Origin of the sequence: Streptomyces specialis, from assembly GCF_001493375.1 — a bacterium.
Classification (GTDB): domain Bacteria; phylum Actinomycetota; class Actinomycetes; order Streptomycetales; family Streptomycetaceae; genus Streptomyces; species Streptomyces specialis.
On sequence record NZ_LN929838.1, the window covers coordinates 69,928 to 92,803 of the forward strand.

Consider the following 22,876-nt stretch of genomic DNA (forward strand, 5'->3'; position numbering starts at 1 on the left):
CGCTCGGCGGGTCCTCGTGGTTCACTCCGTCAGGGCCTGGCTCTCCAGCACCCGGAACGACGTGCTGGTCTGAGTGGTCAGCCCCGGGAACTCGCCCTCCTCGCCCGCCCCGGACCACGTCACCGTCCAGCTCACCCGCGCGGAGACGGCGTAGGCCTCACCGGGCTGCCCGGCCGAGGAGGATGTGTAGGTGTGGCCGCAATCAGGTGACGAGTGCTCCGGTGCCCCGCCGGTTTCGTACGCAGTGCCGGGTCCGTCGCACACCACCTCCGTGCCATCGCCCATCTCCCAGGTCACCGAGACCGGACTTGCGACCGCCGTCACGCTCACCCCGGGAACGGAGGCGGTCGCTGAGATCTCCTCCCAGCCTTCCGGCTCCAGCCACAGCCAGGTCGGCACGCGCACGAGCTGGTCCCCGGCCGGGCTGGTCTCGATCCGCGGGGACGGCAGCCGTAACTGGTCACGGGCCTGCTCAGCCAGTTGCGCCGGGGTCGGTCCCGCCTCGGTCGCCTCACCGGGCGCGTCAGGAATCCACACGGGGGGCCGGTAGTAGGCGTCGCGTACCCCGTCCTCACCGGTGCAGCGGTAGACGTACCAGGCGCCTTCCTCCCCCGGCTCCGGCTCGGCCACCGGGACCGCCGGCCGGCTCGAACCGAGGACCACCGGCTGCACGCCGCGCCCCGCGCCGGGCGCCGGAGCGGTGAAGGACGCCGGGCTCGCTCCTTGCGGAGGCTCGTAGTCGCTGGGTTCGTAAGAGCAATCGGCCAGGTTCACGTCCGGGTCGCGTTCCTCCGGCTCCTCGTTGTCCCCGCCGCCGGAGTCGTTGCTGCTCCCGGTGCCTGCGCTGCCCCCGGGCGCCGGGTCGGCGCTCCCGTCGCCGGGAGCCGGCTGTTCCTGGGCTCCGCCGACGCCGAGTTCACAGCCCGGGTAGGGGTTCTGCTCGCAGTCCACCGACCCCCAGCCGCCCTCGGCGCGGGCCGGCAGCGCGCCGGCTGCCAGCACCGCAAGCGTCAGACCCGCCACCGCCGCGGCGCGCCTCAGCATGAGCCGACTCCCTCGACCGCGAACCTTGTCACCCGCCAGGCCCCGTCCGGCTGTTCCTGCACTTCCGCGGTGATGGCCTGGCGGCCTCCCGGCTCCTCGTCCGCAAGCTCGCCCGTCTCGTCCACGTACTTCAGCCAGTTCGAGGAATCGCCGCAGTCGGAGATCAGTACCGTCGTCGGGTCCTTGGGCGGGTCGACCGACGTCACCTGCGGGTCGTTCACCGGCTCGCCCAATGTCACCAGGCCGTTGAGACGGTCGGCGTACATGCCCCGGGAGATCGCCGACAGGGCATCACCTGTCGCGTGCCGGGCCAGCGACGGCGACTGCCAGTCCGACGTCACCGCGGCCTCGGCCATGTCCCGCCACATTCCCAGGTACGCCTCGACTGCCGCAGCGGCGGCCAGCACGGTCGGGGCAGTCTCGGAAGAGGAGGTTTCCGACGGCTCCCCCGGCGGCGCCTCGGTCGGGCTTTCCGCGGCAGGCGATTCGTCACCTGCCGGTGAGGAGGCACCACTACAGGACGCCAGCAGCAGCACGGCGCCCGTCATGACGCCCCACAGTCCGCCGTACAGCAGCCGTAACCGGAAACGGTGTCGGCTGTCCAAGAAATCGCTTGTCAGCTCCACCCGCATCACTCTTGGCGCATGCGCTCGGCAAAGCCAGAGTTGCCGGGTCGCTCAACGCGGGAAACAGCCGAAACAGGCCCGGCAGCACCAGTTCAGAGCGTCCCGGCGGCGGGCGGTGGCACTCCCAGAACCGAGTACACCGGGTCTCCGTACTCCGCCCACCGTTGCAGTGCCTGCCGGTCGACAAGGTGGATCTCCTGGGAGTGCGCGAACTCCACGGCTGGGTCCGAGTACCCGCCGCTGGCCACCATCACCACGATGTCGGCGCCGTGCACTTGGCGCGCCGTCCCGTTGAGTTTCTGCAACGCCCCGGAACCGACGGCCCGGCCGCCCCGTGTGTGCTTGCACTGGAACACGACTGTCCGCCCGTCCGGCACCTTCGCGATGACATCTGCTCCCAGGTCTCCTGCCCCGCCCTTCTCCCTGATGACCTTCAGCCCGTCCCGAAAAGCCAGCCAGGAAATCAAAATCTCGAAGTTGCCCGCGTCGAATGAGTCGATTTTCTCCAGCGGGAAGCTGTGCTCATTCTTGATGTATTCCTCCCTTCGCCCGTGGAGGGACCCTGCCTCATCGAAATCTCTCGCGAACTGCTCCCAGGCCTCCTCGATCTCCAGGTCAAGATCGATTACCTGATCCCACTTCTGCATCATCTCATCGAGCGGCGATATGTATCCGCCTGCTTCGCCGTGCCGGGTCTCGACCAGATCCGAGCCGAACTCGTCCTGAAGACTGCGGAAGAGGACGTCAAGATCCTTGCAGAGGCTGCGAATTTTCTCTGCGGCGGCACCTGTCCTGGCGACAGCTTTCTCGCCAGCGGCAAGGCACTCGGCTGCGGCGTAGGGCAGGGGATGGCCTTCTCTGATCGACGCGAGGCGCCCGCTGCCCTTCTCTCGCATGAGGGATGCCTTCTTTTCCAGTCTTGCGGCGTCCTGGCATATAGAGCGCGCGGCATACCCTTCCAGGCACCAGAGGAAGCTCGCAAGCAATTCGTCTGGACCGGCTTTGCCGATCCAGTCCCCCATCCACTCACGCAGCATCTTGTCCCGGAACTTGGTCGGCACCACCCGTGCCGTGCGGTCGATGATCACGGCAGGAGATTACCTGTCCCGCGTAGTTCACGGAGCGCGTGCGGGCTCCGGACAGATTATCCGATGGGCTATCAGGCAATTACTGCGCTAATTCGGCTCAGCCGTAGGCGCCATGACGGGGTGTCGAGCACCTGGCCCGGAGCGCCGGGGTCTCAGCGGGCCTGTGTGATGATCAGGGTGACCGGACGCGACGCGGCCCGCGCATCCGCACGGCTGCTACCGGCTCTCCCGCAGGGAGCGGAGCCGCTGACGGACCTTCGCGGCCCGCGGATCGCCCAGCCTCTCGTACAGTGTCAGGGCCATGCGCCACGCCGCCTGTGCGTCCTGATGCCGTCCCGCAGCCAGAGCGAACTGGCCCTGCTGTTCGAGGGCCTCGGCCTCTCCCCAGGTGTCCGCGGCGGCACGGCGGGCAGCCAGGGCTCGCTCGACGAACGCCGAAGCCCCGGCCGTGTCCCCGCTGTTGTGCGCCAGCGTTGCCCACAACAGGAGGGCGTAGCCCTGTCCGTAGTGGTCGTCCAGCACGGTGAAGCTGTCCAGCGCCTTCCCCAAGTACCGTTCTGCTTCTGCGAACTGGTGCAGCCGGCCATAGGACTCACCCAATCCGGCCCAGGCCAGTGCCTGCCCGAACCGGTCACCACGACGCTCAAAGCACTCCAGAGCACGGGCAACGTGCCGGCACCCCTGGTCGGCCCGTCCCTGCTCAATGTCCAGGCATCCCAGCCCGATCAGCGCGAACGCCAGGCCGTGCTCGTAGCCGGCCTCTTCCTGGATGGCCCGCGCCCGCTCGAACAGGGACTTGGCCTGTGCGTCCTCACCGAGTTGACGGTAGGCGTGGGCGAGGTTTCCCGCGATCCACGCCTCGGCCTCCCGCTCACCCGCGGCACGCGCCGCGCGCAGCCCGGCTTCATGGGTGACGCGCCACACCGCCCACGCCTTGCGCTGCTCCAGCCAGGCCCACAGCCGCACCGGCAGTTCCCAGGCGGCGCGCAGCCCGTGTTCGCCCGCCAGCCGGATCACCGCGGCGAACGCGTCCATCTCGGTGTCGAACCACTGCCGCGCCACGGCGGCGCCGGAAAAGGTCACCGGGGTCACCGTCGGCTCGGCCGCCGACGCCTGGTCCAGGGGTGGGAGGTGCCAGTGCGGGGCCAGCGCCCGGTGCGCGGCATCGGCGGTGAGCAGGTACCACTCGGTCAGCCGCCGCACCGCCGCCTCGCGTTCGGGACCCAGTTCCTCCTCGTGCGCCTGGCGGGCGGCATACAGGCGCAGCAGGTCGTGCATGCTCCAGGCGTCGGGCACAGAAGCCTCCACCAGGTGCACGCTCTCCAGCCGCTGCATCAGCCGGCGTGTCTGCGCCACCGGCAGCCCGGCCAGTGCCGCCGCCGCCCGGACGCCGATACGCGGCCCGGGGTGGAGACCCAGCAGGCGGTACATCCGGGCCGATGCCCTGTCGATCTGGCGGTAGGACCAGGAGAAGGCGGCCTGCACGGCCAGGGAGTCGTCCTCCCCCGCCTCCAGTACATCCAGCCGCTGCGCGTCCGCCGTCAGGTCCGCGGCCAGTTCCGCGACGCGGTGACGCGGGCGGGCGGCCCCCCGTTCGGCGGCGATGCGCAGCGCCAGCGGCAGATGCGCGCAGCGCTGGGTCAGCAGGCGCCCCGCTTCAGGTTCTGCCGCTGCCCGTTCCCCGATCACCGCCGTCACCAGCGCGACCGAGTCCGGCGGCGGCATCGGGCCCAGGGCGACCTGGGCCGCACCGTGCCGAAGGGCCAGACCGGTCAGCCGCCGACGGCTGGTGACGAGTACCGCGCAGCCGGCCGCTCCGAGCACCAGCGGCTCCACCTGCGCGCTGTCGGCGGCGTTGTCCGCCACGACCAGCACCCGGCGGCCGGCCACGATGCTGCGCATCATCGCCGCGCGCTGCTCGGTGTCCGGCGGGATCGCGTCCGCCGGAACGCCCAGCGCCGCCAGGAACCCCTCCAGCACATGCGCCGGCTCGGTCCGCCTGGCCTGGGGCGCGAATCCGTGAAGGTCCGTGAAGAGCACCCCATCGGGGAACTGTCCGGCCACACGGTGGGCCCAGCGGATGGCCAGCGCGGTCTTGCCCACGCCCGGGGGCCCGTCGATGGCCACGGTCATCACCGTGCCCGCGCTCCGCGCCGCTTCCAGTAACCCGTCCAGCGCTGCCAGTTCCGGCTCGCGGCCCACGAAGCCCGCCCCGGCGCCAGGCGGCACCTGCACCGGCTGCGGCACTCCGTCCCGGCCGATACCCTGCGCGCGCGCCTGCGCCAGCGCGATCAGGTCGCCACCCGCGTCCAGTGCCTTGTCACACGCACGCGCCAGCTCGACGGTCGGCTCCCCCGCACCCGTCTCGATCTTGCTCAGCCACCCAGGGCTGTAGTTCACCTGCGCGGCCAACTGCCGCAACGACAGGCCCCGTTCCTCCCGCCACCGGCGTAATAACTGTCCGAACAACGACAACTCCCCCGAACTGGAAACCCGCATCCGCTCCGCATCCCCGCTTCATCCGTGGCCCGCAGTCGCGATCAGCAACCAGGGCAGCGGAGCAACGGCCATAGCGCGCCCCGTCCAACGTCCCCCGGCCCCCGCCGGCCACTATCCTGAACGTGTCTGAAGCATATGACTACTCCCCTATGAGACACGGGAGATTACGGGACCGGCTCCACGACTCGCACATGAAATCCGCGCTTCTCTGAATCCCGGCAGTGGGCTTGGCGCCCTCGCCAGTGAACGGCTGCTCCCGGCCGGTGCTGCAGTTACCGACCCCGCCCCCGAGGTCGAATCCGTCCACCAGCGTCCGTCCGGAGCACCCGGCGCGGCACGAACTCGGAAGCCGCCCCGCTGGACTGGCCGACGGCAGCCGCTCGCGGACCTCCCCACCCGGATCCCTTGATCCACAAACGGCGTCACGCAGCCGTCGAGCCCGCTCAGTCGACCCGCCAGGGAAAGAAAGCAGCAGCTCGTCGTTGAATAGGAAACTTCAGCCGGGACACTCGCCTAGGCTCGCGGGGCCATGCAGCCGATTCCCGCGAGGGAATATCGCACCCGGGTATACCCATGCCCGCCAGTGTCTTCGGCGGCGTTGCGCGGTCGCCATGATCGCCAGCCTGTCGAGGGCAGTTCCTGCCTGCCGAACGGCCCCCGAAAGACAGCACCTCGACGTGAGCAGCCGTTCCGGCTGCTGGCCTTCCCCGAGGTCTGGACCGCAGACCGGCCGGTTCCCCTAAACCTCGCGAATACAACCTTCGTCATCTACCGGCGCCATGACCACCGTTGCCCTGTCGGGTAACGCGGGAAACACGGGAAACGACAGTTCTGGAGGCGCGATCGGTCTCTTTCACCGCTGCCGAGATGCGTAGGGTGCTGTCTGATCACCGCACTACCACGGAACAGGAAAGGGTGACATGGCGCACAGGAGAATCCACCTGTTAACAGGGGCCACTACTGCCATGCTGGCAAGCCTCCTGGCAGCCTGCGGCTCGACGGACACCTCGGGCGACAGCGCCCACGAGACCGGCCCGGAGCCGGCTCAGCAGAACACCGGGAACGAGACCCCGTCCCAACCGGCTGAAGACCAGACGCTGACCTACATGCTGGGCGAGACGAGCGACCCGGTCGCTTACAAAGTCGACGAGGCCCAGGCCATGGTGGAACTGACGGTCGAACGCGTCGAGGTCGGACAGCATGACCAGCTCGAAGGGTTCTTCGACCCGGAGGACATCGCAGACCTCCGGCCGGCGTCCGTCCACGTACGGGTCCGCCACCTCAGCGGCGACCCCCTCCCCTACAGCTACATCGGCGCCACCCTCACCGTATTCACCGCCGACGGCGAACCGGCCACTCCCGTCCTGAGCGTCACTGCGCTGGACCTGGAAGGCGGCTGCCCCGAGGACGGCGCCGATCCTCTGGCCGAACTCCCCGTCGGCGCAGAGATCACCCAGTGCACAACCCTTCTGATCTCCGACGTCAGCCAGCCCAGCGAAGTCGACCTGTACCTGGGCCCAGGCAACACCTGGGTGCCCAACGACGACAACCTCCACTGGACCCTTGACAGCCAGACCAGCACCGCCTGACCTCGACGCGGTCGTCTCCTCGGCCGACTCCGGAGCGGTCGAACCCGAGCGGGCGGCGTTCGCCGCCGCCGAGACCATCGCCGGGCTGGCTCCGCACGAGCTGCTGCACGTCGGGGACACGCTCGACTCGGATGTCGCGGAGCGCTGGACGCGGGCTGTCACGCGGCCTACCTCAGCCGCGCCAGCGCGACCCGCCCTGCCGGACCGGTGCCGGATGCGGCCGTGTTGCTCCGCACGCTGGCCGCTCTGCCTGACTTGCTTCCCGCCCTCCCGTTCACCGGGCAGGGGCAACGACACGACGAGAGGGTGAGCCGTGATCCGCCCGCCGGAGCGCGGCGTTCCGGGTTCAGCGGGACGGGACACCCGCGTGCGTCAACTCGTCGTCGAGGTCGGTGATCGTGACGCGGTCGAGCTGGACGACGAGCTGGGAGGCGAGGACCCAGCGCATGCGGCGTACATCGCCGTAGGGGTAGTACTGTCCGCTGCCGGGGATCGGCCGGGGGGTGTCGCCGTGCCGGCGGGGCGCGTAGAGAACGCCCTCGACGCCGCGGGGGCAGATCTTCTTGGCCCGGATCGCGACGGTGCTGCCGCGCAGGTGGGGGCAGCGGTCGCGGGCGGTAGCCGCGCAGGGCAGGCACAGCGGCGGCTGGCTGTACAGGTCGCCGGTGTGGGCGAGCTGCCCGGCGGACTCCTGGCTCATCAGGAACAGGTGGCCGCGGGAGGTGCGGCTGGCGGGCCGGGCGCAGACCTGGCACAGCATCTGCCGCATGGCCTCGCGTTGCCGCCGGGGATGCAGCATCGCGAACTCCGGCCGGCCCTGGCCCTGGCCGGGCTGGAGGCGTCCCCACAGCACTCCGCGGTCGTCGCGGTCCTGGGGGACCTCGTCGCGCCAGCACAGACCGCTGCCGTCGGCACGCACGGCCAACTGGGTGTCCCACGGCGCCAGTTCCTCGCTCCAGCGGGTGACATAGGGGACGAGGAGTTCTCCGGGGTCCGCCGCCTGGCCGGTGCTGTGCGGGGCGGTCATGCCGTCCACTGGTCGGGGTGCTGGTGGCCGCACCGCGTGCCGTGGCGTACGGCGGCCAGGGAGGTCAGGCGCCTCCGGCGGCAGCCGGGCTGGGTGCAGCGGGAGCGCCAGGGCGCGGTGACGTTGCCCGGGTAGGGGTCGCAAGGTTCCAGCCCGGCTCGGCGCATCTCCTCGGCGGCCTGGTCCGGGGTTAGGCTCTTGGTCGGGCGCGACAGAGGGGTATAAGAGCGGGGGGTCTGGGGCGGTGGGCGCAGCGAGTACCGCGCCGGATCTCGGTCAGGGGGATGTTCCGTTCCCCGGCGGGGCAGCCGGGGCTGGTGCAGCGGACCCGCCAGGGCACGGTGACGTTGCCCGGGTAGGGCTCCAGATGCCGGAAGCCTGCGGCCTTGAGTTCTTTGACGGCCTGTCCGTGGCTGACCGGCGGCCGGGGCGGGCGTGCGCGGTGGCGGCAGCGCCGCTTCCCGGCACGTATCTGGGACAGCACCACCCTCCGCAGCCCTCCGCACACCAGGCAGCGGACGTCCCACGGCCTGGACGCGCCCGGGAACGGCCCGGCCGGCGCATAGCCGGCGCTCCGCAGCTCGGCGAGGACGTCCTGGGGGACGGCGGGTGTGGGGGTGGCACTCATGGTCGCCTTCGGTCGCTCCTGGAACGGACACGGGAAAGGGGGCCCGCCCGGGATCGCCCCGCCGGGCGGGGCTCCCCTGGATCCCGGACGGGAGCATGGAGGAAAGGCCGGTTGGCTCACCGGCATCCGCGTCCAGCCGGGCGGCCGGAGCGCGTTCGGCCGACCGGGGCGGGATGCGTGCCGGCCGGGGCCCCACGGACGGGACCCGGGAGGAAGGGCCCCGCCGGGGACCCCCCTCGGGGAGAAGGGGGCCGCGTGTCCTGGGCGGGAAGTCCGCGGGCGGGCTGTTCAGCGCGGTGGGTGCGCGCGGGCAGCGGACCGCCGGGACGTGGGGGCGGCGCGCAAGGGGGTGGTGGTCGGGCAGGCCGCTCGCGGTGCGGTGTGCGGACACAACAGTTCCTCCTCGGTGCGGTGGGGGGTTCGGCGCCGGGGTCAGGGAGTGGGCCCGCCCAGGTCTCGGATCTGTTGTTCGACGCGGGTGGTGTCGGTGGCGCTGGCGGTGTGGCAGGCCAGGGCCTGGCGCAGCAGTTCGATCGCCCCGTCCGGGTTTCCCTGGCGGGCGGCGTCGTGGGCATCACCCACACCGAGCAGTTCGGTCCGGGCCTGCCGGTAGTACAGGCGGGCGTTGAGCCAGTCCTTGTTCGCTTCGGCGACCTGGCCCAGCAGGATGCCGGTCAGGGCCGCGCCGCGCCGGTAGCCGATGCCGGTGCGGATGCTGAGCGCTTCGCGCAGCGGCGAGCTGACCGTCGGGATAGTGGCCGGCGATCCCGCCCAGCCAGCGGGCCACCAGACCACTCTTCCCGCTGCCGGCCGGACCGTGCACCATCACCAGACACCGCACACCCGCCGCGTGGCGGGCGGCACGCACCCGTTCCAGCTCCGCCAGGGCACTGTCGCGGTCCACCCACGGCACCGGCGGCGCATCGAGCTGCCTGGGCACCGAACGCGCCCGCGGCGCCGGGTGCAGGTGGACATCGCCATGGATGGCCCCGGCCTGCACCACCGCGCCGATGGCCGCGTGACCACCGACCTCATTGGCCGCCCCGCCGGGCGCGCCGTGCGCGGTCACCACTGCTCACACGCGGGCAGCGGGAACAGGCCGCCGGTAACGGTCTTCCCGGTGACGGCCTGTTCACCGTGGGCGCGCAGGGCGGTGAGGGCGTCGTGGAGCTGTTCGTAGCCGGGCAGGGTCGTGTCCCGGCGCAGCCGCAGGGCCTCGGTCAGCCGCTGCCGCGCTACACCCGGGTGCCCGGCAGCGGCAGCCGCGGCACCGCGCACCGCCCGGCACGCGATCCGGCCCCACGGATGGTGCAGGGAGGTGAACTCCTGCTCCGCTTCCCGGAGGAGGACGTCGCCCTCGCGGCGGAATCCGCTGACGGCACGGGCGTAACCGAGGTGGGCCAGCGCCCACGCCGCCGCCGGACCGCCCCCCTGATGAGCCAGCCCGGCACGGGCCCGGGTCAGCCACACCACCGCCTTATCCGCGTCGCCGGCGGCGAGCGCACTCAGCCCGGCCTCCACCCGCACCCGCGCCGCATCACGCGGACCACCACCGTTGTCCGCCAGCCGTACTGCCGTGACCGACAGGTCCACCGCCAGCCCGGGGTCAGTGGTGCGGAACGCGCGGCCGGTCACAGCCAGAGCCCGCACCCGCAACCGCGGCGCGCGCAACAGCCCCGGCCGCCCGGCCGCTTCCGCCGCGGCGCGCTCCCGCCCGTCATGCCCGCAGCGGGCCCGCATCAGCACGCCAAGCGACCGTTCGGTGTGGCCGGCCCCGGCCAGCGCGGCACCCAGGCCCAGCGCGAGGACCTGCGCCCCCTCGGTATCACCGGCAGCGCGGGCCTGTTCGAGCCCCAGCTCGAACAACCCCGTCCAGACGGAGTAGTCCCGCCAGTACTCCAGCAGCGGCGGCCCGGCCGCCTCCGCCAGACGCGCCGCGAGCAGGTACTCGCCCGCGCCGGCCGCCTCACGGATCACCTCCGGCAGCATCCCCCGCCGCAACCCTCGTCGGCGGCAGCGTCAGAGGCGTATAAGACACAGGTCCGGGCTGGTGCCGGGCTGGTCCAGATCGACACCGCGCCGCAGCAACACCTCGGCGGCCAGCCCGAACAACAGCAGCGCCGTCGCCGCCGCGTCCAGGCCCCGGCCCAGGCTGCTGCCCTCAAGGACCGTGTCCGCCGTCAGCGCCCCGGCGCCCGCGGCCAGCGCGATCCCCGCACTCGCGGCACGGCCCGGACCGCCGCTGCGCCGCCACACCAGCGCCAGCAGCCACACCACGGCGGCCAGCGGCGCGGCCAGGCCCAGCACCGTGCCAACGGTGCCGGTCCACTCCCCGGGCCGCGCACCGTGCAGTTCGGCCAGGTGGATGGCCGAGGAGAACGCCGGCGGGCCGGCGCCCACCGCCAGCAGCGCCAGTACCTCGGCATACGCGCGTCGCCCAGTCAACACTGCAACGGCCGTTGTGGGTGGAGTCGTCACGGGTGCATCACCCGCCCGACAGCGGCGAAAGCCAGAACCAGCACGCCGCACACCACATACAGCACCATCAGCACGGACCCGCTCAGCAGAGCCAGGCGCGCCGCGCGACGCGGGCGCCTGCCCGGCGCCGCCGGGCCACCACGCGCGGAAAACATCGTCGGGGGAAAGATGACGTACTCCCAATCAGCAACGTAGGAAAGAAGGCCGTGCGGGACGCGACACCGCACGGAAAGAGAGGGAAGACGAGGGGCCCCGGGGGCTCGACTTCGGTATCCGGCCCTCCTCCGGGGCAGGCGGGGCACCGTTCCGGCGGCCTGTTCAAGGAGACGGCCGGGCGTTCGTTGTCGCGGTCACGCTCCGGCGGGATCCGTACCGCGCTGAGCGCGGGGATCGGTCGCGTCCGGCACGGGGACCGTGCACCAGGTGCGTGGTCCGTCCGTCCCCCAGGAGCCGGACAGCGCCTGGACGATGACCATCCCCCGCCCGCCCTCCGCTTCCGGGCCCACCTGTCTGACGTACGCCCGCGAGGGAGTCCCGTCGTCCACCGCGAGGAACAACTCGCCGTCGCCGTAGGCGAGCAGCACCCCGACCTGCTCGCCCTGCCCGTGCCGGACGGCGTTCGTGACCAGTTCGCTGATCAGCATCTCCACCGTGTCGACCAAACGCCCCAGCCCCCACTCCCTGAGCGCCGCGACGCCCAGGTGACGCGCCTGCTTCACGCGGTGCGGCTCCGGCGGGAACTCCAGGGTGATGCTGCTGGGAAGGGGGCTGGTACGGGGTACGTGCCGCCGGGCGGGGGCTGCTGTGGTGTGGCCCATCGTCATCTCGCTCCTGCTGGCCCCGTGGTTTCGGAGAGGTCTAAAAGAGACAGCCCCCCTCCAGGCAGTGCAGCGACCGCCACGCACCATCCCCGGCCCCCACCTCCATGTCCGTGCGGTCCCACGGGGAATGCAGAACACTCACCGCCTCCAGGACGCGGCGGGAATCCGCGTCCAGCCAGGTGATCGCCTCGGGCACAGTCAGCATGCGCAACTCTCCAGTCAACACAAAGTTCGGGGACGTCCGGCAATACAAGGGGCGGGTCACAGGACGCGGGTAGCGGCAGACAGCGACCGCGTGCTCAGCCAGGCCCGTGCCGCTTCCGTACTCCCCGGGGCAGCCCGCAAGGCACGCCCCAGACCCGCGCAGTGAGTGAAAGCGGAGGCGTCCCCGAGTTCGGAGAACCGTCGCTTCGCCCGCGCCAGTGCGTCATCGGACAGCTCCCGCTTGTCTGCCCAGGACAGGGCAAACGCCAGGGTCACCAGCGCCGTAGCCTCGCCCCGCAGATCACCGGCCCGCCAAACGCCGGGCACGCCTGGCCCAGTTCCGCCAGGGCATCCTCCTTGGCGCCAGCGGTCAGCAGCGCGATGCCCAGGTCTGCGCGGGTCCGGGCCGCGGCCCACGCCCACGCCTTCATGTCGCGGGCCTGCGGCTGATGCGGGTCCTGCTCCCACAGCGCCACCGCGCGGCGGAAGAACCGGGCGGCCTCATTGGCTTCGCCAGCCTGTTGGTAGGCCAGGCCCAGCCCGCGCAGGGCCGCGGCCTGGACCGGCACGTCCCGCGCGGCGCGCGCCTGGTCCAGCGCCTCGTGCAGGTCCTCCAGCCCCGCCATCACGTCCAGGTCGGGGGCGCCGTGAGGCGCGGGCAGCGTCGGCGCCGGGGGGTGGTCGGTGGCCGCGAGGCCGATACCGCGCCGCACCAGCAGCACCCGTGCCGCCCGCTGCTGCCCGCACGCCCCGGCCGCCTCCACGGCCAAGTCGTGGATCTGCGCCCACACTTCCGGCTCCGCCCAGGACAGCGCCAGCGGCCCCAAGGCGTCGACCAGTTGCCACACCACCTGCGGCAGCCCGGCGGCGTGCGCCGCGTGGACCGCATCGGCCAGCGCCGCACGGTGTGCCGCCAGCCACACCGTCGCCGACCACGGCGTGCCGATCCGCGGCTCGACCGGCGGCACATGCCGGTACTCCCGCGGTAGACCAAACACCTCCGGCTCCGGCGACAGCCGGTGTTGCGCCGCTGTCGCGTTCATCAGCAGCCAGTCCAGCCACCGCCGCAGCACCACCTCCCGCTCCCCGGGCGGCAGCTTCCCCGCCCAGTCCCGGGCGTGCCCCCGCAACCCGAGCGGGATCGCGTACACCTCCCCGGACTGCGCGACCAGCCCCGCCCCGGCCAGCCGCTCCAGCAGCCGGCCGGTGTCCTGGACATACCGCCCGCACACCGCCGCGACGTCCCACCGGTCCCACACACCGTCGGGCAGCACACCCAGCCGCTGATACACCTCCTGGGCCCGCCACGGCACCACGCACATCGGCGTGGCCAGGGATTCAGTCACTTTCGACAACTCCACACACCCCGCGCAACAGCCCGCGGGAACGAAGGGAAAAGGGAGGAGGCCGCCGGAACCCCCGGAGGACGACACGGACCCCGGGCCGGGACGTGCCGCTGGCGGCCGGCGACCCGCACGTGGTGAGGCGGCATCACGCGCCCCACGACACGGGCGAGGCGTAGAGGTACGCGGCCGGGCCTGGGTCGCACGGGCGGCTGCCGGGCGGCAGGGCGGGGGCGCGGACCCGGGCGTCGCCGCTGTTCGGGCATGCCGCCGCCAGCCCGCCGGCCATCACGAGCCCGGCCAGCACAGCGGCTACCGCCACCCGCCGCGAGAAGGCGCGGCTCACCGGCCGGCCCCCTCACGCCCGCCGTCGCGCCCGGCGGATGCGACGGCGGCTTCACCGCCCCCGGCATCAGGCTGGTCGCCGGTCGCCGCGGCCTCGGCGTCGGCGCGGGGGTCCGGCCCGCCGGGAACAGGACGCCGGGTGGTCTCCAGCCGCCGCAGCGCGGCGGCGGCCATCACCACGGCGAGCGCGGTCACCGCCGCCTCCCGGGGCCGGTCCGTGACGCCCAGCGACACCAGCGCGTCGCCGCCCCGGGCGTCGTAGACCAGATGGACCAGGATCAGCGGCATGACGCGGCCGTAGCGCGCGAACAGCCAGGCCGCGCCGGCGCCCACGATCGTGACGCCCAGGCCCGCGCCGACGCCGAGATACAGGTGGCACACCCCCCGGACGACGGCGGCGACCACCAGCGCCTCCCACAGCGGGCGGCGGGCCGCGCTCAGCAGCACCACCACCGCCGCAGCGCACACCAGCTCCTCCACCACGGACGTCCACAGGTAGACGGCCAGCCGCTCGGCATCCGAGGCGAACCCCAAGTGGGCCTGCTGATCGGCCAGGGCCGGGACGGGCAGCAGATCGGCCAGCAGGCCCCAGGCCAGGACACCGGCCAGGATCAGCGCGGCCATCGCCCCGCCCACCACCACCGGGGGCTGCTGTGGTGTGGCCCATCGTCATCTCGCTGTCTGATTCGCTGCCGAGGCGGGGCAGCTCGGGGTGAGCGGCACGCAGGGTCGAGCCGGAAGAAACAGGGGGATGGCTGATGCCTTCGCGGGAGGACGGCAGGCTAGGGGGCGCCGGGGCCGTGGCCGACGAGGAGCGGTACGCCCGGCTCTTCCGAGGTGAGCGAGCGCAGGGCGCTCGTGATGCGCCAGGCGGTGTACGGCGCGACCATGCCGTCCAGCGACGCGGGAGGGACCCAGCGGTAGGAGGTGAGTTCCGCGCTCAGCGTGATCGAGGTCCCGTCATCGAGGACGCCACCGTCGAAGACGGCGTTGATCCCTTCCGCCGACGTGCCGTTGGCGGGTACATGATGAAGAACCAGCACGCGGCCGGGCACGACGTGCAATCCGGTCTCCTCCAAAACCTCTCGCTGACACGCGACCGGGACCGGTTCGTTCTGCTTGGCACAGCCCCCCGGCAGCCCCCACCGCGCGCGGCCGGACCGGTAGCTCTTCTCCACCAGCAGAATGTCGCCAATCGGGTTGCGAAACAGGGCGAGCGCTCCGAGGCGCCGTCGCGGAGGGTCGGTGAAGTCCTCTTCGGTGTGCACCTGCTCTTTACCTTCCTGCGTAATAGAGATGGGGCTGGTGCCTGTGCGATCGGGAGAGGGAGCGCCGCTGCTGCCTTCTGCGGGGCGGGAGGCCGTTGCTTGCGGCGCCGTTCCCCGCGGCCCCGGTACGGGAGTTGACGAGCCGGGCCACGGCGGCCTCCCGCCCCGCACGCCGGATGAGCCCGGCCGGGTGTCGCGACCACCGAGTTGCGGCGTGGTCTCACCTGAATGCGCGGAGCGGCGGGTTGGAGACGAAGCGGGAGCTCCGTGGCGTGCTCGCGGACTGCTGAGGCTCCCTGTGATGGGTGCACCGTCCGGCCGGTGGCTTGTGACGCGGGGGGCCGCCGGTCTTTGGGAGGTGGTCGGCCCGGAGCCGTGATGTAGGGACATAGCGGTGGTCCTCGTCATCGATGCGGAGACGCGGAGCGCGCTCAGGAACTCAGCGTGATCTTGCGAGTTCCTTGAGTTGCAACTGATCGGAGTATGGCACTCGACCCTCTCTCCGTGTAACGCTCACAGCGCAAGTGTCCGCATGGCCGTTTCCGAGGTTGATCTCCGCTCGCTATCGCCCCAGGCTTGTTCCGCCGTGTAACTTCCCTATGGCTGCACACTGGCGATGACACTGGTCGCGCTCGTCCAAGGGAGCACGCAATGACGGACAGGTCGGATGAGACGGCCGACGAGGCAGGGCCCACGGCGCGGCGCCGACAACTGGGAATCCGTCTGCTGGCGCTGCGCGAAGCAGTCGGCATGACAGCCGAGGCCGCCGGCGAAGCGGCCGGAATGTCGAAAGCCACCGTCAGTAGATACGAGCGCGCCAAGAGCAATGTGCGATGGAATCAGGTCGACCAGCTCTGCAGAGTTTACGGAGCGGCCGACGAGGAACGAGCGGCTCTGGTCGAGCTGGCGAAGAACTCCAAGGTCACCGACGGCTGGTGGATCCCCTACCAAGGCAAGCTGCCCGGTCCCATGCGGCTGTTGCTCGCCATGGAGAACGAAGCTCCGCGCATCAGCCAGTACACCGGGAGCGTGGTTCCCGGCCTCCTGCAAACCATGGAGTACGCACGGGCCATCAAGGCAACGCCCGCCAGCGCCCTCCCGCCGCAGGATGTCGACGAGTACCTGGCCGTGAGGATGCAACGGCAACAGGTCCTCAACCGCCAGGGCCCACCGACGTATCAGGTGGTGCTGGACGAGGCTGTCATCCGCCGTAGCGTCGGCGGGCCGAACGTCATGGCCGCTCAGCTCGACCACCTGCTTCAGCGAGGCCGGGAGCCGCACATCAACCTTCAGGTGCTGCCCTACACGGCCGGTGCGTACAGCGCCGCACTCAACAGTTTCATTGTTTATGGCGGACCGGACCCATCCCTGGACGTCATTTTCATCGAGACACTGGCAGGCTCTCTGTTCCTGGAGGAATCCGGGGCTCGGGAGCAGTACGCCAGCGCTATCGCGTTCCTGCGCGAACAGGCGCTGGACACCGATTCTTCGGCGGAACTGATCGCCGAGGCCAGCAAGATGCACATGCAGAACCGTTAACTAGCGAGGACATCCGTGGCCGACAAGCGCCAGCCCGAGTGGTTCAAAAGTTCTTACAGCGGCACGCCGAACAATGAGTGCGTGGAGTGCGCGAGTACGCTGCACCACGTCCTGGTCCGCGACTCCAAGGATCCCGAGGGCCCGCACTTCAGCATCTCCCCCCAGGCATGGGGTCAGTTCACCAAGGCGCTTCGCGCCAACACCCTTCCGGTGCTCTGACAAGTCGATACCGCCGGAAGTCGGCCCGGAACCCTCCCCGAGGGCTCCGGGCCAACTCACGCCGCCCTCACGACCGCAGCGGCCACAGGCGGGCGCGCCGCCGTGCGGCACACCATGCCGAATCCGTCGTCCTCCGCTTCGTTGTCCCGCACGACGTGCGGGTAGGACCCCAGTCAGTCCACCGACATCCGGTGGAACCAGCCCGGTGATGCGGACACAAGCGCTGGTGTCCGCTGTCCGCATCAGAACACCGAGAGGAAAGGCCATGCCGCAGAAACCCAAGGCGCTGGACGACACCGTCTCCCTGCGCGCCTGGTTCGGTGTCGAGCTACGCAACTGGCGGAACACCCGGCGCATGTCCACAGCCGCGCTGGGCCGGGCAGTTCACCTCAGCGGCACCGCCGTGGAGCGGATCGAAAAGGCCGAACGGCCGTGCACCGCAGACCTCGCGGCCAAGTTCGACGACGTGCTGCAAGCCGGCGGGGCGCTCAAGAGGCTGTGGCGCAGGGTCGAAGAGGATGCGGACAAGCAGCAGACCGATACGGACAACACCTCCCGCAGCCCCTCTGCTGACCGCTTCGGCGTCCCGGCAACGGGAATGCTCCGAAGGGACCCCACCTCATTCGAGGAGATGTCACCTGTGGAACGACGAGCATTCCTCGCTGCCGGAGGCTTAGCAGCCCTCACCCCCACGCCACTGGGGGAGCTGCTCCCGCAGATCGGCCCGGCCGACCTCGGCCCGGTCGTGCGCCCCGACGATGTGCAACAGGTCCGCTCAGCCGCCCAGGACCATGCCAGGTGGGACAACCTGTACGGCGGCGGCGGGATGGTCCGGACAGCGGCGATCGGCCAGCTCATCTGGGCCAGGAACCTGCTCGACCTCACGTGTCCGCCCCAGTTGGAGGCCGAGCTGTTCACCGCGGTGGGCCACCTGGCCATCGTGATGGGCGCCTCGGCGTTCGACGCCCACGACCATCAACGGGCCGTCCAGCTATGGGAATTCGGGACTCAATGCGCTGAACACGCCGGGAACTGGCACCTTCGCGCGCTCGCCTACAGCTGGCGGGCCCGGCAGGCCATCTGGTGCGGACATCCCGATGCCGGCCTGACCCACGCCGACACCGGCCTGGTGCGGGCCGACCGTCTCACGCCCCGAGAGCAGGCGACGCTGCACATCGCCCGCGCCCGAGCCTGGGCAAAGATGGGAGCCCACCAGGAAACCCTCACCGCCATTGGCCAGGCAGATGACGCCTTCAGCCGAGCCACGGACGGCGAGGACGCCCCCTGGATGGCGTACCACGATTACGCCCAGCATCACGGGGACACCGGCCATGCCGCCTTCGACATCGCCCTCCTTCCGGGACAGTCACCGCAACTCGCGAGCGATCGGCTAAGGACGGCGATCGACAACCACAGCGACGCCTACGTACGTTCGCGCGCCTTCTCCGGCACCAAGCTCGCCACGCTGACCATGGTCACCGGAGACCCGCAGGAAGCCGTGGCCATCGCACACCGGGCGCTGGATGAGGTCGGTCACCTGCGCTCCAAGCGCGCCATCACCGATGTCCAGGACCTCGCACGAGCCTCAGCGAAGCACGCCCGGAAGCCAGAAGTGGCCGGACTGCGCGAGCGGATCAAGACGCTCATCCCGCAATGAAGACACGCACCGAGCAGTCACGCGCCGTCCTGGAAAAGGTGGCCGCCGCCGCTGGTCTCTCCTTTACGGGGGCACAGCCCATCCGGCTCGCCGAGAACGACCTGTGGCGCCTGCCCGGCAACGTCGTGGTGCGCATCGCGCGAGGCGGCCAGGAAGCCGCAGCCACCCGCGAAGTCGCGGTCGCGCGGTGGCTGGACAAGCACGGCATCCCCGCCGTACGTCCCCTGCCCGTCGAGCAGCCCGTCCACGCCGGCGGCCGGGCCGCCACCTTCTGGGAAGAGCTGCCCGAACACCGCGACGGCACTCCGGCCGACCTCGCCCCTCTGCTCCGGCGGCTCCATTACCTCCCGCTCCCGCCCTTCGCCATCGGCAAGCTGGACCCCTTCGTTCGCCTCGGTGACCGGCTCGCGGCGACCCGTTCCGTCAGCGACAGAGACCGGCGATGGCTGCTGAACAGGCTCAACGACCTGCACACGCAGTGGCGGAACCTTCCCGGTCGCCGCCCGGAGTGCGTGGTCCACGGAGACGCCTGGGGCGGCAACTGCGCCATCACCTCGCAGGGAGCCGTACTTCTGGACTTCGAGCGCACCGCCCAAGGACCCCCGGAGTGGGACCTGGCGTCCATCGCCGTCGAGCACGAGACTTTCGGCTCCCTCTCCCGGACGGAGTACCAGGAGTTCTGCGACGCCTACGGGTACGACGTGACGACGTGGCCCGGCTACCGCACCCTGCGGGACATCCGTGAACTCCGGAAGGCCACTTTCGCACTGCAGATCGCCGACGACGACCCGGCCGCCGCCGAGCAGGCCCGCTTTCGACTCGCCTGTCTCCGGGGCCAGCACGGTGAACGCCCCTGGGGCTGGACGGCAGTGGGGTAGCTCGGGAGGCCACGGGTGAGAACCCGTTATCGGGGCCCAACCACGCCTTGGCTGAACGGAGAGGCCGGGCGAACCGGCCGCCTGCGTGAGCTCCGGGTGGACGCCCACTTGTTGGTCAACGAGTCAGGGAATCTGTCCTCGGCGCCGTCGGTCACAGCCCCGGTAACGCCGGCACCGGCATCGGCGACCCGGGAGGGCCGTCCCGGCACCGGCTCACCGGGGGACGGAAGTGACTGAAGTATCGGATGCGAGAGTGATGTGGGTCAGCCATGGGTGGCCGGCCAGGTTCCGTTCGAGAGGCGGATGTCCCCGAAGATGAGCCGTTCGCTGGAGGGTGAACCCGGCGGAGCGTATGCGTCTCGGTGTCGGCGGCGGGGTCGTGGGGCAGTTGCGCGGTGGTGGCGGAGGGGGGCGGTAGCGTGTGGCTCCTCGCCGCTGGGCCGGTCCGGCTAGCACGGGCGCGGCGCGGGCGATGTCATCGGCGGAGTTGCGTCTCGTTGGGGGTCGTTGTTGAGTTCATTCGCCAAGGTCACGACGGGTGCGCTGGTGGTGGTGCCCGGTCCTCGGGGGACCGTCACGTTCGTGCGTCAGGAGCGCGGGCCGTACGCGGGGTCGTGGCTGTTGCCGGGCGGGAAGGTGGAGTTCGGGGAGGCGCTGGAGGATGCGGCACGGCGGGAGGCGGTCGAGGAGGCGGGCTGTGTGGTCGGTTCGTTGTCCGGTGTGGGCTTGTACGAGATGCGTGGGTCGTGGGCGAAGGGGCCGTACCACTTTCTGATGTATGTGTTCCTGGCGGATGAGCCGGCTGTGGTGCCCGAGGGGTTCGCCGGGCACCACGTCACCGAGGTGCGGCAGGCACGTTGGAATGAGATGCGTCCGCATCCGACGGACATGCGGATCCTCAACGACGCCGGGGTCGCCGGCTACCCGGAGGCGGACGTCGACGCCGGGCTGGCCCGGGACGGAATCACCATGACGTGCTTCCCCGCGGCCGGGCTCGCCGCGCCGCTGGGGTCGGCTGGCAGAAGGTAGGCGGCGACGGGGGCCGCCGGTCACGGTGTCGGATCGGGCTGCCAGGCGATGCCGCCGCCGAGGCGGCCGTCTTCCAGGACCGCGCAGCGGATCGCCCGGTGGGCGCCGTAGCGTTCATGGATGGCTGTGGTGATGCCGGTGGCGAGCTGCTCGCAGCTGCGCGTGCCGAAGTCCAGCGGACCGCCCTCGGCGGCGAGCGCCTGGTCGGCGAAGCCTGGGAGAAGGGTGTCGAGCCAGCGGGCAGCGGGATCTCGATCTCGCGGTCGTCATGGAAGACCTCGATGTCGACTTCGGCGACGAAGAGGTGCCGATGGGGCGTGCGCAGGTAGTTCTCGGGCTCGGGGGCCTCGGGCCAGCGGTGGAGGCCCTCGGCCTGCGTGGTGAGGCGGACAAAGCGGCTCAGCGGCATGGTGCCTCCTTCTCGTCGGCGGGCGCGTCGGCAGGGGACGGAGCAGTGGGGAGTCCGGCGGCGTGCCGCAGGAGGGCCACGTGCGTGAGCGCGGTGGCCAGGACCGCGCGGTCGAGCGGGGCGGCCGTCAGGTCCGGCTTGGCAGGGGCCTCGCGTTCGGCGCGGCCGGTCGCGGCGTCCATGGGGATACCGGTGGCGGCGTACCAGTAGGCGAAGGAGGAGTCGTTGCTGCGCACCCTGGGGCCGGCGCCGGGTTGGTCGTGGCCGAGGCGGCGGTGTTCGGCCAGCTCCCACGGCAGGGAGCGGTCGCCGCCCAGGAGGTGGAGCGGCTTGGAGGTGCCGTGGGCGAGGAGGTGGGCGGTGCAGGCGAGGCGGGCTTCGGCGGCGGGAGCTTGGAAGCAGCGGGGCACGGACAGCTTGCTCAGGCCGATCAGGTCGATGCCGGGTATCACGGCGAGTTCGTCGTGGCACCGCAGCCACTCATCGCGGGTGCGGCCCTGCGGAACGGCCATGAACTGCGGGCAGATTGCGCTGGTGGCCGGATGGCCGCGGTGCGGCGTCGAGGAAGCGGCGGGTCGCCGCGATGGTGACGGAAACCCTGAACGCCACCGGCGACCGGACCAGCACCACGACCCTCTTCGCCGCCCTCGAAGTCGCCACCGGCAAGGTCATCGGCTCCCTCCACCGCCGTCACCGGGCAGCGCAGTCCAAGAAGTCCCTCACCAAACTCGACAAGGAAGTCCCCGCGGGCTTCGAAGTCCCTCTCATCCTGGACAACTACGCGACCCACACAAGACACCCGCCATCAAGAAGTGGCTGCTGGCCCGGCCCACCCCCGGTTCTACCTGCACTTCACACCGACCAGCGCGTCCTGGCTGAACCTGATCGAGCGGTGGTTCGCCGAACTCACGCAGAAGAAGCTCAAGCGCGGAGTCCACCGATCCGTCCAGTCTCTCGAACGCGACATCCGGGCCTGGCTCACCGACTGGAACGCACACCCCAGACTGTTCGCCTGGACGAAGACAGCAGACGAGATCCTCGACAAAGTCGCCGCCTACCGCCAACGAATCTCTGACCCGAATCACCAGACGGTGTTGCCCTCTGCGTCGAGCATGGCTTTCGACTGTTCCAGCACCCGTGTCAGCCCATCCGCCGGCCTGACACGCTCTCCTTCCCTTGGATTGAGGAGGATTACGGCTAAGATGCACTTGCAGCGCTCAGGCGCTGATTTTTTGCAGCGTGGGCGGTGTCGGCGTGTACATCGTGCCGGCATCGCCGCGCTGCGGTACAAATCGCCTCCATGTCGAGGACTACGCCCACTCCGCCCCAGCCGGCACGCGTGATCGCACGCAGGCGCAACGGTGCCGCTCGGCGCGTCGAGATCTCCGCCCAGGAAGTCGAGGAAGCCTTCCGGCTCCTGCAGTACGTGCCCGGTCCTGAGGCCCGTCAGCTACGCGACAAGTTCGCTGCCGTTCTCCGGCCGGTGTGCTTGTGGGCATCGTCGCGCACGGTACGCCACTCCAGCTATCCGGCATGGGGGCCGTGCGGGGTGTTCGTCAGCGCGCCGAACCAGCGTTGCGCCGAGCACCAGTGGCCGCTGCCCGCCGACGTCCCGGATCCCTTCCCAAAGCGGTGCACCGTGACGTTGGACGAGGAACTTGAGGACTCCCGCTGGGTGCGGTACTCCGGTGGGCTGCGCTGCCCGTTCGAGCGACGCAGGGGAAGCGAACGGTGCGCACATCACGATCCGCGCGATGGTGAACTGTGCGGCTACCCCGTGGACGGCGGCGCCACCTGTACGACCGCGGAGGGAGTCTTCGCGTGTCACACCCATCAGTATGCGCGACTCGCCAGCCTCCGGAGTCAACTCGAACAGCTGCCATTGACTCTGGGATGCGACTACTGCGATGTCGCCTCGGGCGAGAGCTGCACGAACAGGAAGGGCCAAGCGGTCGCATTCCACAGAAAGCGCGTCAACGCCGTCCAGGGCTCACCAGAGCAGCAAGAACTGGCCGACATGATCGAGTGGCTGCGCCTGTGAGCGGTCGAGCGGCGTCCTTCGGCGTGCGCTGACTGCTGCCGGAGCAGGGGCATGAGTAAGGACGCGCCAGTGCGCCGTCCTCCTGACAGGTGAACGGTACAGCCCTGATGCTCCGTCCCCCGAAAGAGTTGGTCGCTGGAGGCA

At 70.8% G+C, this 22,876-nt stretch carries 24 protein-coding genes and 1 pseudogene; 8 read left to right on the forward strand and 17 right to left on the reverse strand.

Going from position 1 to position 22,876, the window contains the following annotated elements; all coding sequences use genetic code 11:
- Positions 1-21 precede the first annotated feature (21 nt).
- The 4 genes from BN2279_RS30430 to BN2279_RS08260 form a co-directional block, all read right to left on the reverse strand.
- Positions 22-1,044, reverse strand: a complete 1,023-nt coding sequence (locus BN2279_RS30430; protein ID WP_059007949.1) for a hypothetical protein — start codon at positions 1,042-1,044, stop codon at positions 22-24.
- Positions 1,038-1,676 carry a hypothetical protein gene (locus tag BN2279_RS29815; RefSeq protein ID WP_199827669.1) on the reverse strand — a complete coding sequence of 213 codons (639 nt, stop codon included), beginning with the start codon at positions 1,674-1,676 and terminating at the stop codon, positions 1,038-1,040. Before BN2279_RS29815 ends, BN2279_RS30430 begins: the two co-directional genes overlap by 7 nt.
- 86 nt (positions 1,677-1,762) lie before the next feature.
- Entirely contained in the window at positions 1,763-2,758 is a 996-nt protein-coding gene (locus BN2279_RS08255) for a restriction endonuclease (RefSeq protein ID WP_059007951.1), read from the reverse strand.
- Between the two features lie 216 nt (positions 2,759-2,974).
- Positions 2,975-5,257 (reverse strand): ATP-binding protein, encoded by a 2,283-nt coding sequence (locus tag BN2279_RS08260; RefSeq protein WP_079031980.1) that lies wholly within the window; start codon positions 5,255-5,257, stop codon positions 2,975-2,977.
- A 965-nt stretch (positions 5,258-6,222) separates the two neighbouring features.
- Here BN2279_RS08260 and BN2279_RS08265 point away from each other — a divergent pair.
- Positions 6,223-6,846: a hypothetical protein gene (locus tag BN2279_RS08265; protein ID WP_059007955.1), complete on the forward strand. Its 624-nt coding sequence runs from the start codon at positions 6,223-6,225 to the stop codon at positions 6,844-6,846.
- Positions 6,847-7,192: 346 nt separating this feature from the next.
- Here the strand turns inward: BN2279_RS08265 and BN2279_RS08270 are convergent, their stop codons facing one another.
- From BN2279_RS08270 to BN2279_RS29200, 12 genes are all read right to left on the reverse strand, one after another.
- The gene (locus tag BN2279_RS08270) at positions 7,193-7,873 is read right to left on the reverse strand and encodes a hypothetical protein (protein WP_159037127.1); all 681 of its coding nucleotides are present in this window, start codon (positions 7,871-7,873) and stop codon (positions 7,193-7,195) included.
- Positions 7,870-8,040, reverse strand: coding sequence for a hypothetical protein (locus tag BN2279_RS29180; RefSeq protein ID WP_159037128.1), 171 nt, complete (start codon positions 8,038-8,040; stop codon positions 7,870-7,872). Before BN2279_RS29180 ends, BN2279_RS08270 begins: the two co-directional genes overlap by 4 nt.
- A 23-nt stretch (positions 8,041-8,063) precedes the next feature.
- Positions 8,064-8,501, reverse strand: a complete 438-nt coding sequence (locus BN2279_RS29185; protein WP_159037129.1) for a hypothetical protein — start codon at positions 8,499-8,501, stop codon at positions 8,064-8,066.
- A 432-nt stretch (positions 8,502-8,933) separates the two neighbouring features.
- Positions 8,934-9,296 (reverse strand): hypothetical protein, encoded by a 363-nt coding sequence (locus BN2279_RS08275; protein ID WP_059007959.1) that lies wholly within the window; start codon positions 9,294-9,296, stop codon positions 8,934-8,936.
- A 270-nt stretch (positions 9,297-9,566) separates the two neighbouring features.
- A complete protein-coding gene (locus BN2279_RS08280; protein ID WP_159037130.1) occupies positions 9,567-10,478 on the reverse strand; it encodes a hypothetical protein in 912 nt (303 codons plus the stop codon).
- Positions 10,479-10,520: 42 nt separating this feature from the next.
- Positions 10,521-10,946: a hypothetical protein gene (locus BN2279_RS08285; RefSeq protein ID WP_159037131.1), complete on the reverse strand. Its 426-nt coding sequence runs from the start codon at positions 10,944-10,946 to the stop codon at positions 10,521-10,523.
- A gap of 383 nt (positions 10,947-11,329) precedes the next feature.
- Complete coding sequence (locus tag BN2279_RS08295) at positions 11,330-11,803, reverse strand: ATP-binding protein (protein ID WP_059007966.1); 474 nt, start codon at positions 11,801-11,803, stop codon at positions 11,330-11,332.
- Positions 11,804-11,837: 34 nt separating this feature from the next.
- Entirely contained in the window at positions 11,838-12,005 is a 168-nt protein-coding gene (locus tag BN2279_RS29190) for a hypothetical protein (protein ID WP_159037132.1), read from the reverse strand.
- A 271-nt stretch (positions 12,006-12,276) separates the two neighbouring features.
- Entirely contained in the window at positions 12,277-13,350 is a 1,074-nt protein-coding gene (locus tag BN2279_RS08300) for a tetratricopeptide repeat protein (RefSeq protein ID WP_159037133.1), read from the reverse strand.
- 145 nt (positions 13,351-13,495) lie between these two features.
- Positions 13,496-13,669, reverse strand: a complete 174-nt coding sequence (locus BN2279_RS29195) for a hypothetical protein (RefSeq protein WP_234347615.1) — start codon at positions 13,667-13,669, stop codon at positions 13,496-13,498.
- 20 nt (positions 13,670-13,689) lie between these two features.
- Complete coding sequence (locus BN2279_RS08305; protein WP_159037135.1) at positions 13,690-14,316, reverse strand: CPBP family intramembrane glutamic endopeptidase; 627 nt, start codon at positions 14,314-14,316, stop codon at positions 13,690-13,692.
- A 158-nt stretch (positions 14,317-14,474) separates the two neighbouring features.
- A complete protein-coding gene (locus BN2279_RS29200) occupies positions 14,475-14,960 on the reverse strand; it encodes an NUDIX domain-containing protein (RefSeq protein ID WP_059007973.1) in 486 nt (161 codons plus the stop codon).
- A gap of 651 nt (positions 14,961-15,611) precedes the next feature.
- Between BN2279_RS29200 and BN2279_RS08315 the strand changes: the two genes are divergently transcribed.
- The 5 genes from BN2279_RS08315 (at position 15,612) to BN2279_RS08335 (ending at position 20,282) form a co-directional block, all read left to right on the forward strand.
- Positions 15,612-16,499: a helix-turn-helix domain-containing protein gene (locus tag BN2279_RS08315; RefSeq protein ID WP_059007976.1), complete on the forward strand. Its 888-nt coding sequence runs from the start codon at positions 15,612-15,614 to the stop codon at positions 16,497-16,499.
- 15 nt (positions 16,500-16,514) lie between these two features.
- Positions 16,515-16,718: a DUF397 domain-containing protein gene (locus BN2279_RS08320; RefSeq protein ID WP_059007978.1), complete on the forward strand. Its 204-nt coding sequence runs from the start codon at positions 16,515-16,517 to the stop codon at positions 16,716-16,718.
- Between the two features lie 265 nt (positions 16,719-16,983).
- On the forward strand, positions 16,984-18,375 hold the full coding sequence (locus BN2279_RS08325) for a helix-turn-helix domain-containing protein (RefSeq protein ID WP_059007980.1): 1,392 nt from the start codon (positions 16,984-16,986) through the stop codon (positions 18,373-18,375).
- Entirely contained in the window at positions 18,372-19,253 is an 882-nt protein-coding gene (locus tag BN2279_RS08330; protein ID WP_059007982.1) for a phosphotransferase family protein, read from the forward strand. The genes BN2279_RS08325 and BN2279_RS08330 overlap by 4 nt, the downstream gene beginning before the upstream one ends.
- A 546-nt stretch (positions 19,254-19,799) precedes the next feature.
- On the forward strand, positions 19,800-20,282 hold the full coding sequence (locus BN2279_RS08335; protein ID WP_267887120.1) for an NUDIX hydrolase: 483 nt from the start codon (positions 19,800-19,802) through the stop codon (positions 20,280-20,282).
- Positions 20,283-20,681: 399 nt separating this feature from the next.
- Here the strand turns inward: BN2279_RS08335 and BN2279_RS08340 are convergent, their stop codons facing one another.
- Entirely contained in the window at positions 20,682-21,203 is a 522-nt protein-coding gene (locus tag BN2279_RS08340; protein WP_059007984.1) for a hypothetical protein, read from the reverse strand.
- A gap of 104 nt (positions 21,204-21,307) precedes the next feature.
- Between BN2279_RS08340 and BN2279_RS30435 the strand changes: the two are divergent.
- Positions 21,308-21,776, forward strand: a pseudogene (locus BN2279_RS30435) (transposase); the annotation flags it as partial.
- 254 nt (positions 21,777-22,030) lie between these two features.
- Complete coding sequence (locus tag BN2279_RS08345) at positions 22,031-22,732, forward strand: hypothetical protein (protein WP_059007986.1); 702 nt, start codon at positions 22,031-22,033, stop codon at positions 22,730-22,732.
- Positions 22,733-22,876 lie beyond the last annotated feature (144 nt).

Coding starts and splice junctions, on each gene's coding strand:
- BN2279_RS30430 (WP_059007949.1), bottom strand. CDS start 1,044: ATGCTGAGGCGCGCCGCGGCGGTGGCGGGTCTGACGCTTGCGGTGCTG.
- BN2279_RS29815 (WP_199827669.1), bottom strand. CDS start 1,676: ATGCGGGTGGAGCTGACAAGCGATTTCTTGGACAGCCGACACCGTTTC.
- BN2279_RS08260 (WP_079031980.1), bottom strand. CDS start 5,257: ATGCGGGTTTCCAGTTCGGGGGAGTTGTCGTTGTTCGGACAGTTATTA.
- BN2279_RS08265 (WP_059007955.1), top strand. CDS start 6,223: ATGCTGGCAAGCCTCCTGGCAGCCTGCGGCTCGACGGACACCTCGGGC.
- BN2279_RS08270 (WP_159037127.1), bottom strand. CDS start 7,873: ATGACCGCCCCGCACAGCACCGGCCAGGCGGCGGACCCCGGAGAACTC.
- BN2279_RS29180 (WP_159037128.1), bottom strand. CDS start 8,040: ATGCGCCGAGCCGGGCTGGAACCTTGCGACCCCTACCCGGGCAACGTC.
- BN2279_RS29185 (WP_159037129.1), bottom strand. CDS start 8,501: ATGAGTGCCACCCCCACACCCGCCGTCCCCCAGGACGTCCTCGCCGAG.
- BN2279_RS08295 (WP_059007966.1), bottom strand. CDS start 11,803: ATGACGATGGGCCACACCACAGCAGCCCCCGCCCGGCGGCACGTACCC.
- BN2279_RS29190 (WP_159037132.1), bottom strand. CDS start 12,005: ATGCTGACTGTGCCCGAGGCGATCACCTGGCTGGACGCGGATTCCCGC.
- BN2279_RS08305 (WP_159037135.1), bottom strand. CDS start 14,316: ATGGCCGCGCTGATCCTGGCCGGTGTCCTGGCCTGGGGCCTGCTGGCC.
- BN2279_RS08315 (WP_059007976.1), top strand. CDS start 15,612: ATGACGGACAGGTCGGATGAGACGGCCGACGAGGCAGGGCCCACGGCG.
- BN2279_RS08325 (WP_059007980.1), top strand. CDS start 16,984: ATGCCGCAGAAACCCAAGGCGCTGGACGACACCGTCTCCCTGCGCGCC.
- BN2279_RS08330 (WP_059007982.1), top strand. CDS start 18,372: ATGAAGACACGCACCGAGCAGTCACGCGCCGTCCTGGAAAAGGTGGCC.
- BN2279_RS08340 (WP_059007984.1), bottom strand. CDS start 21,203: ATGGCCGTTCCGCAGGGCCGCACCCGCGATGAGTGGCTGCGGTGCCAC.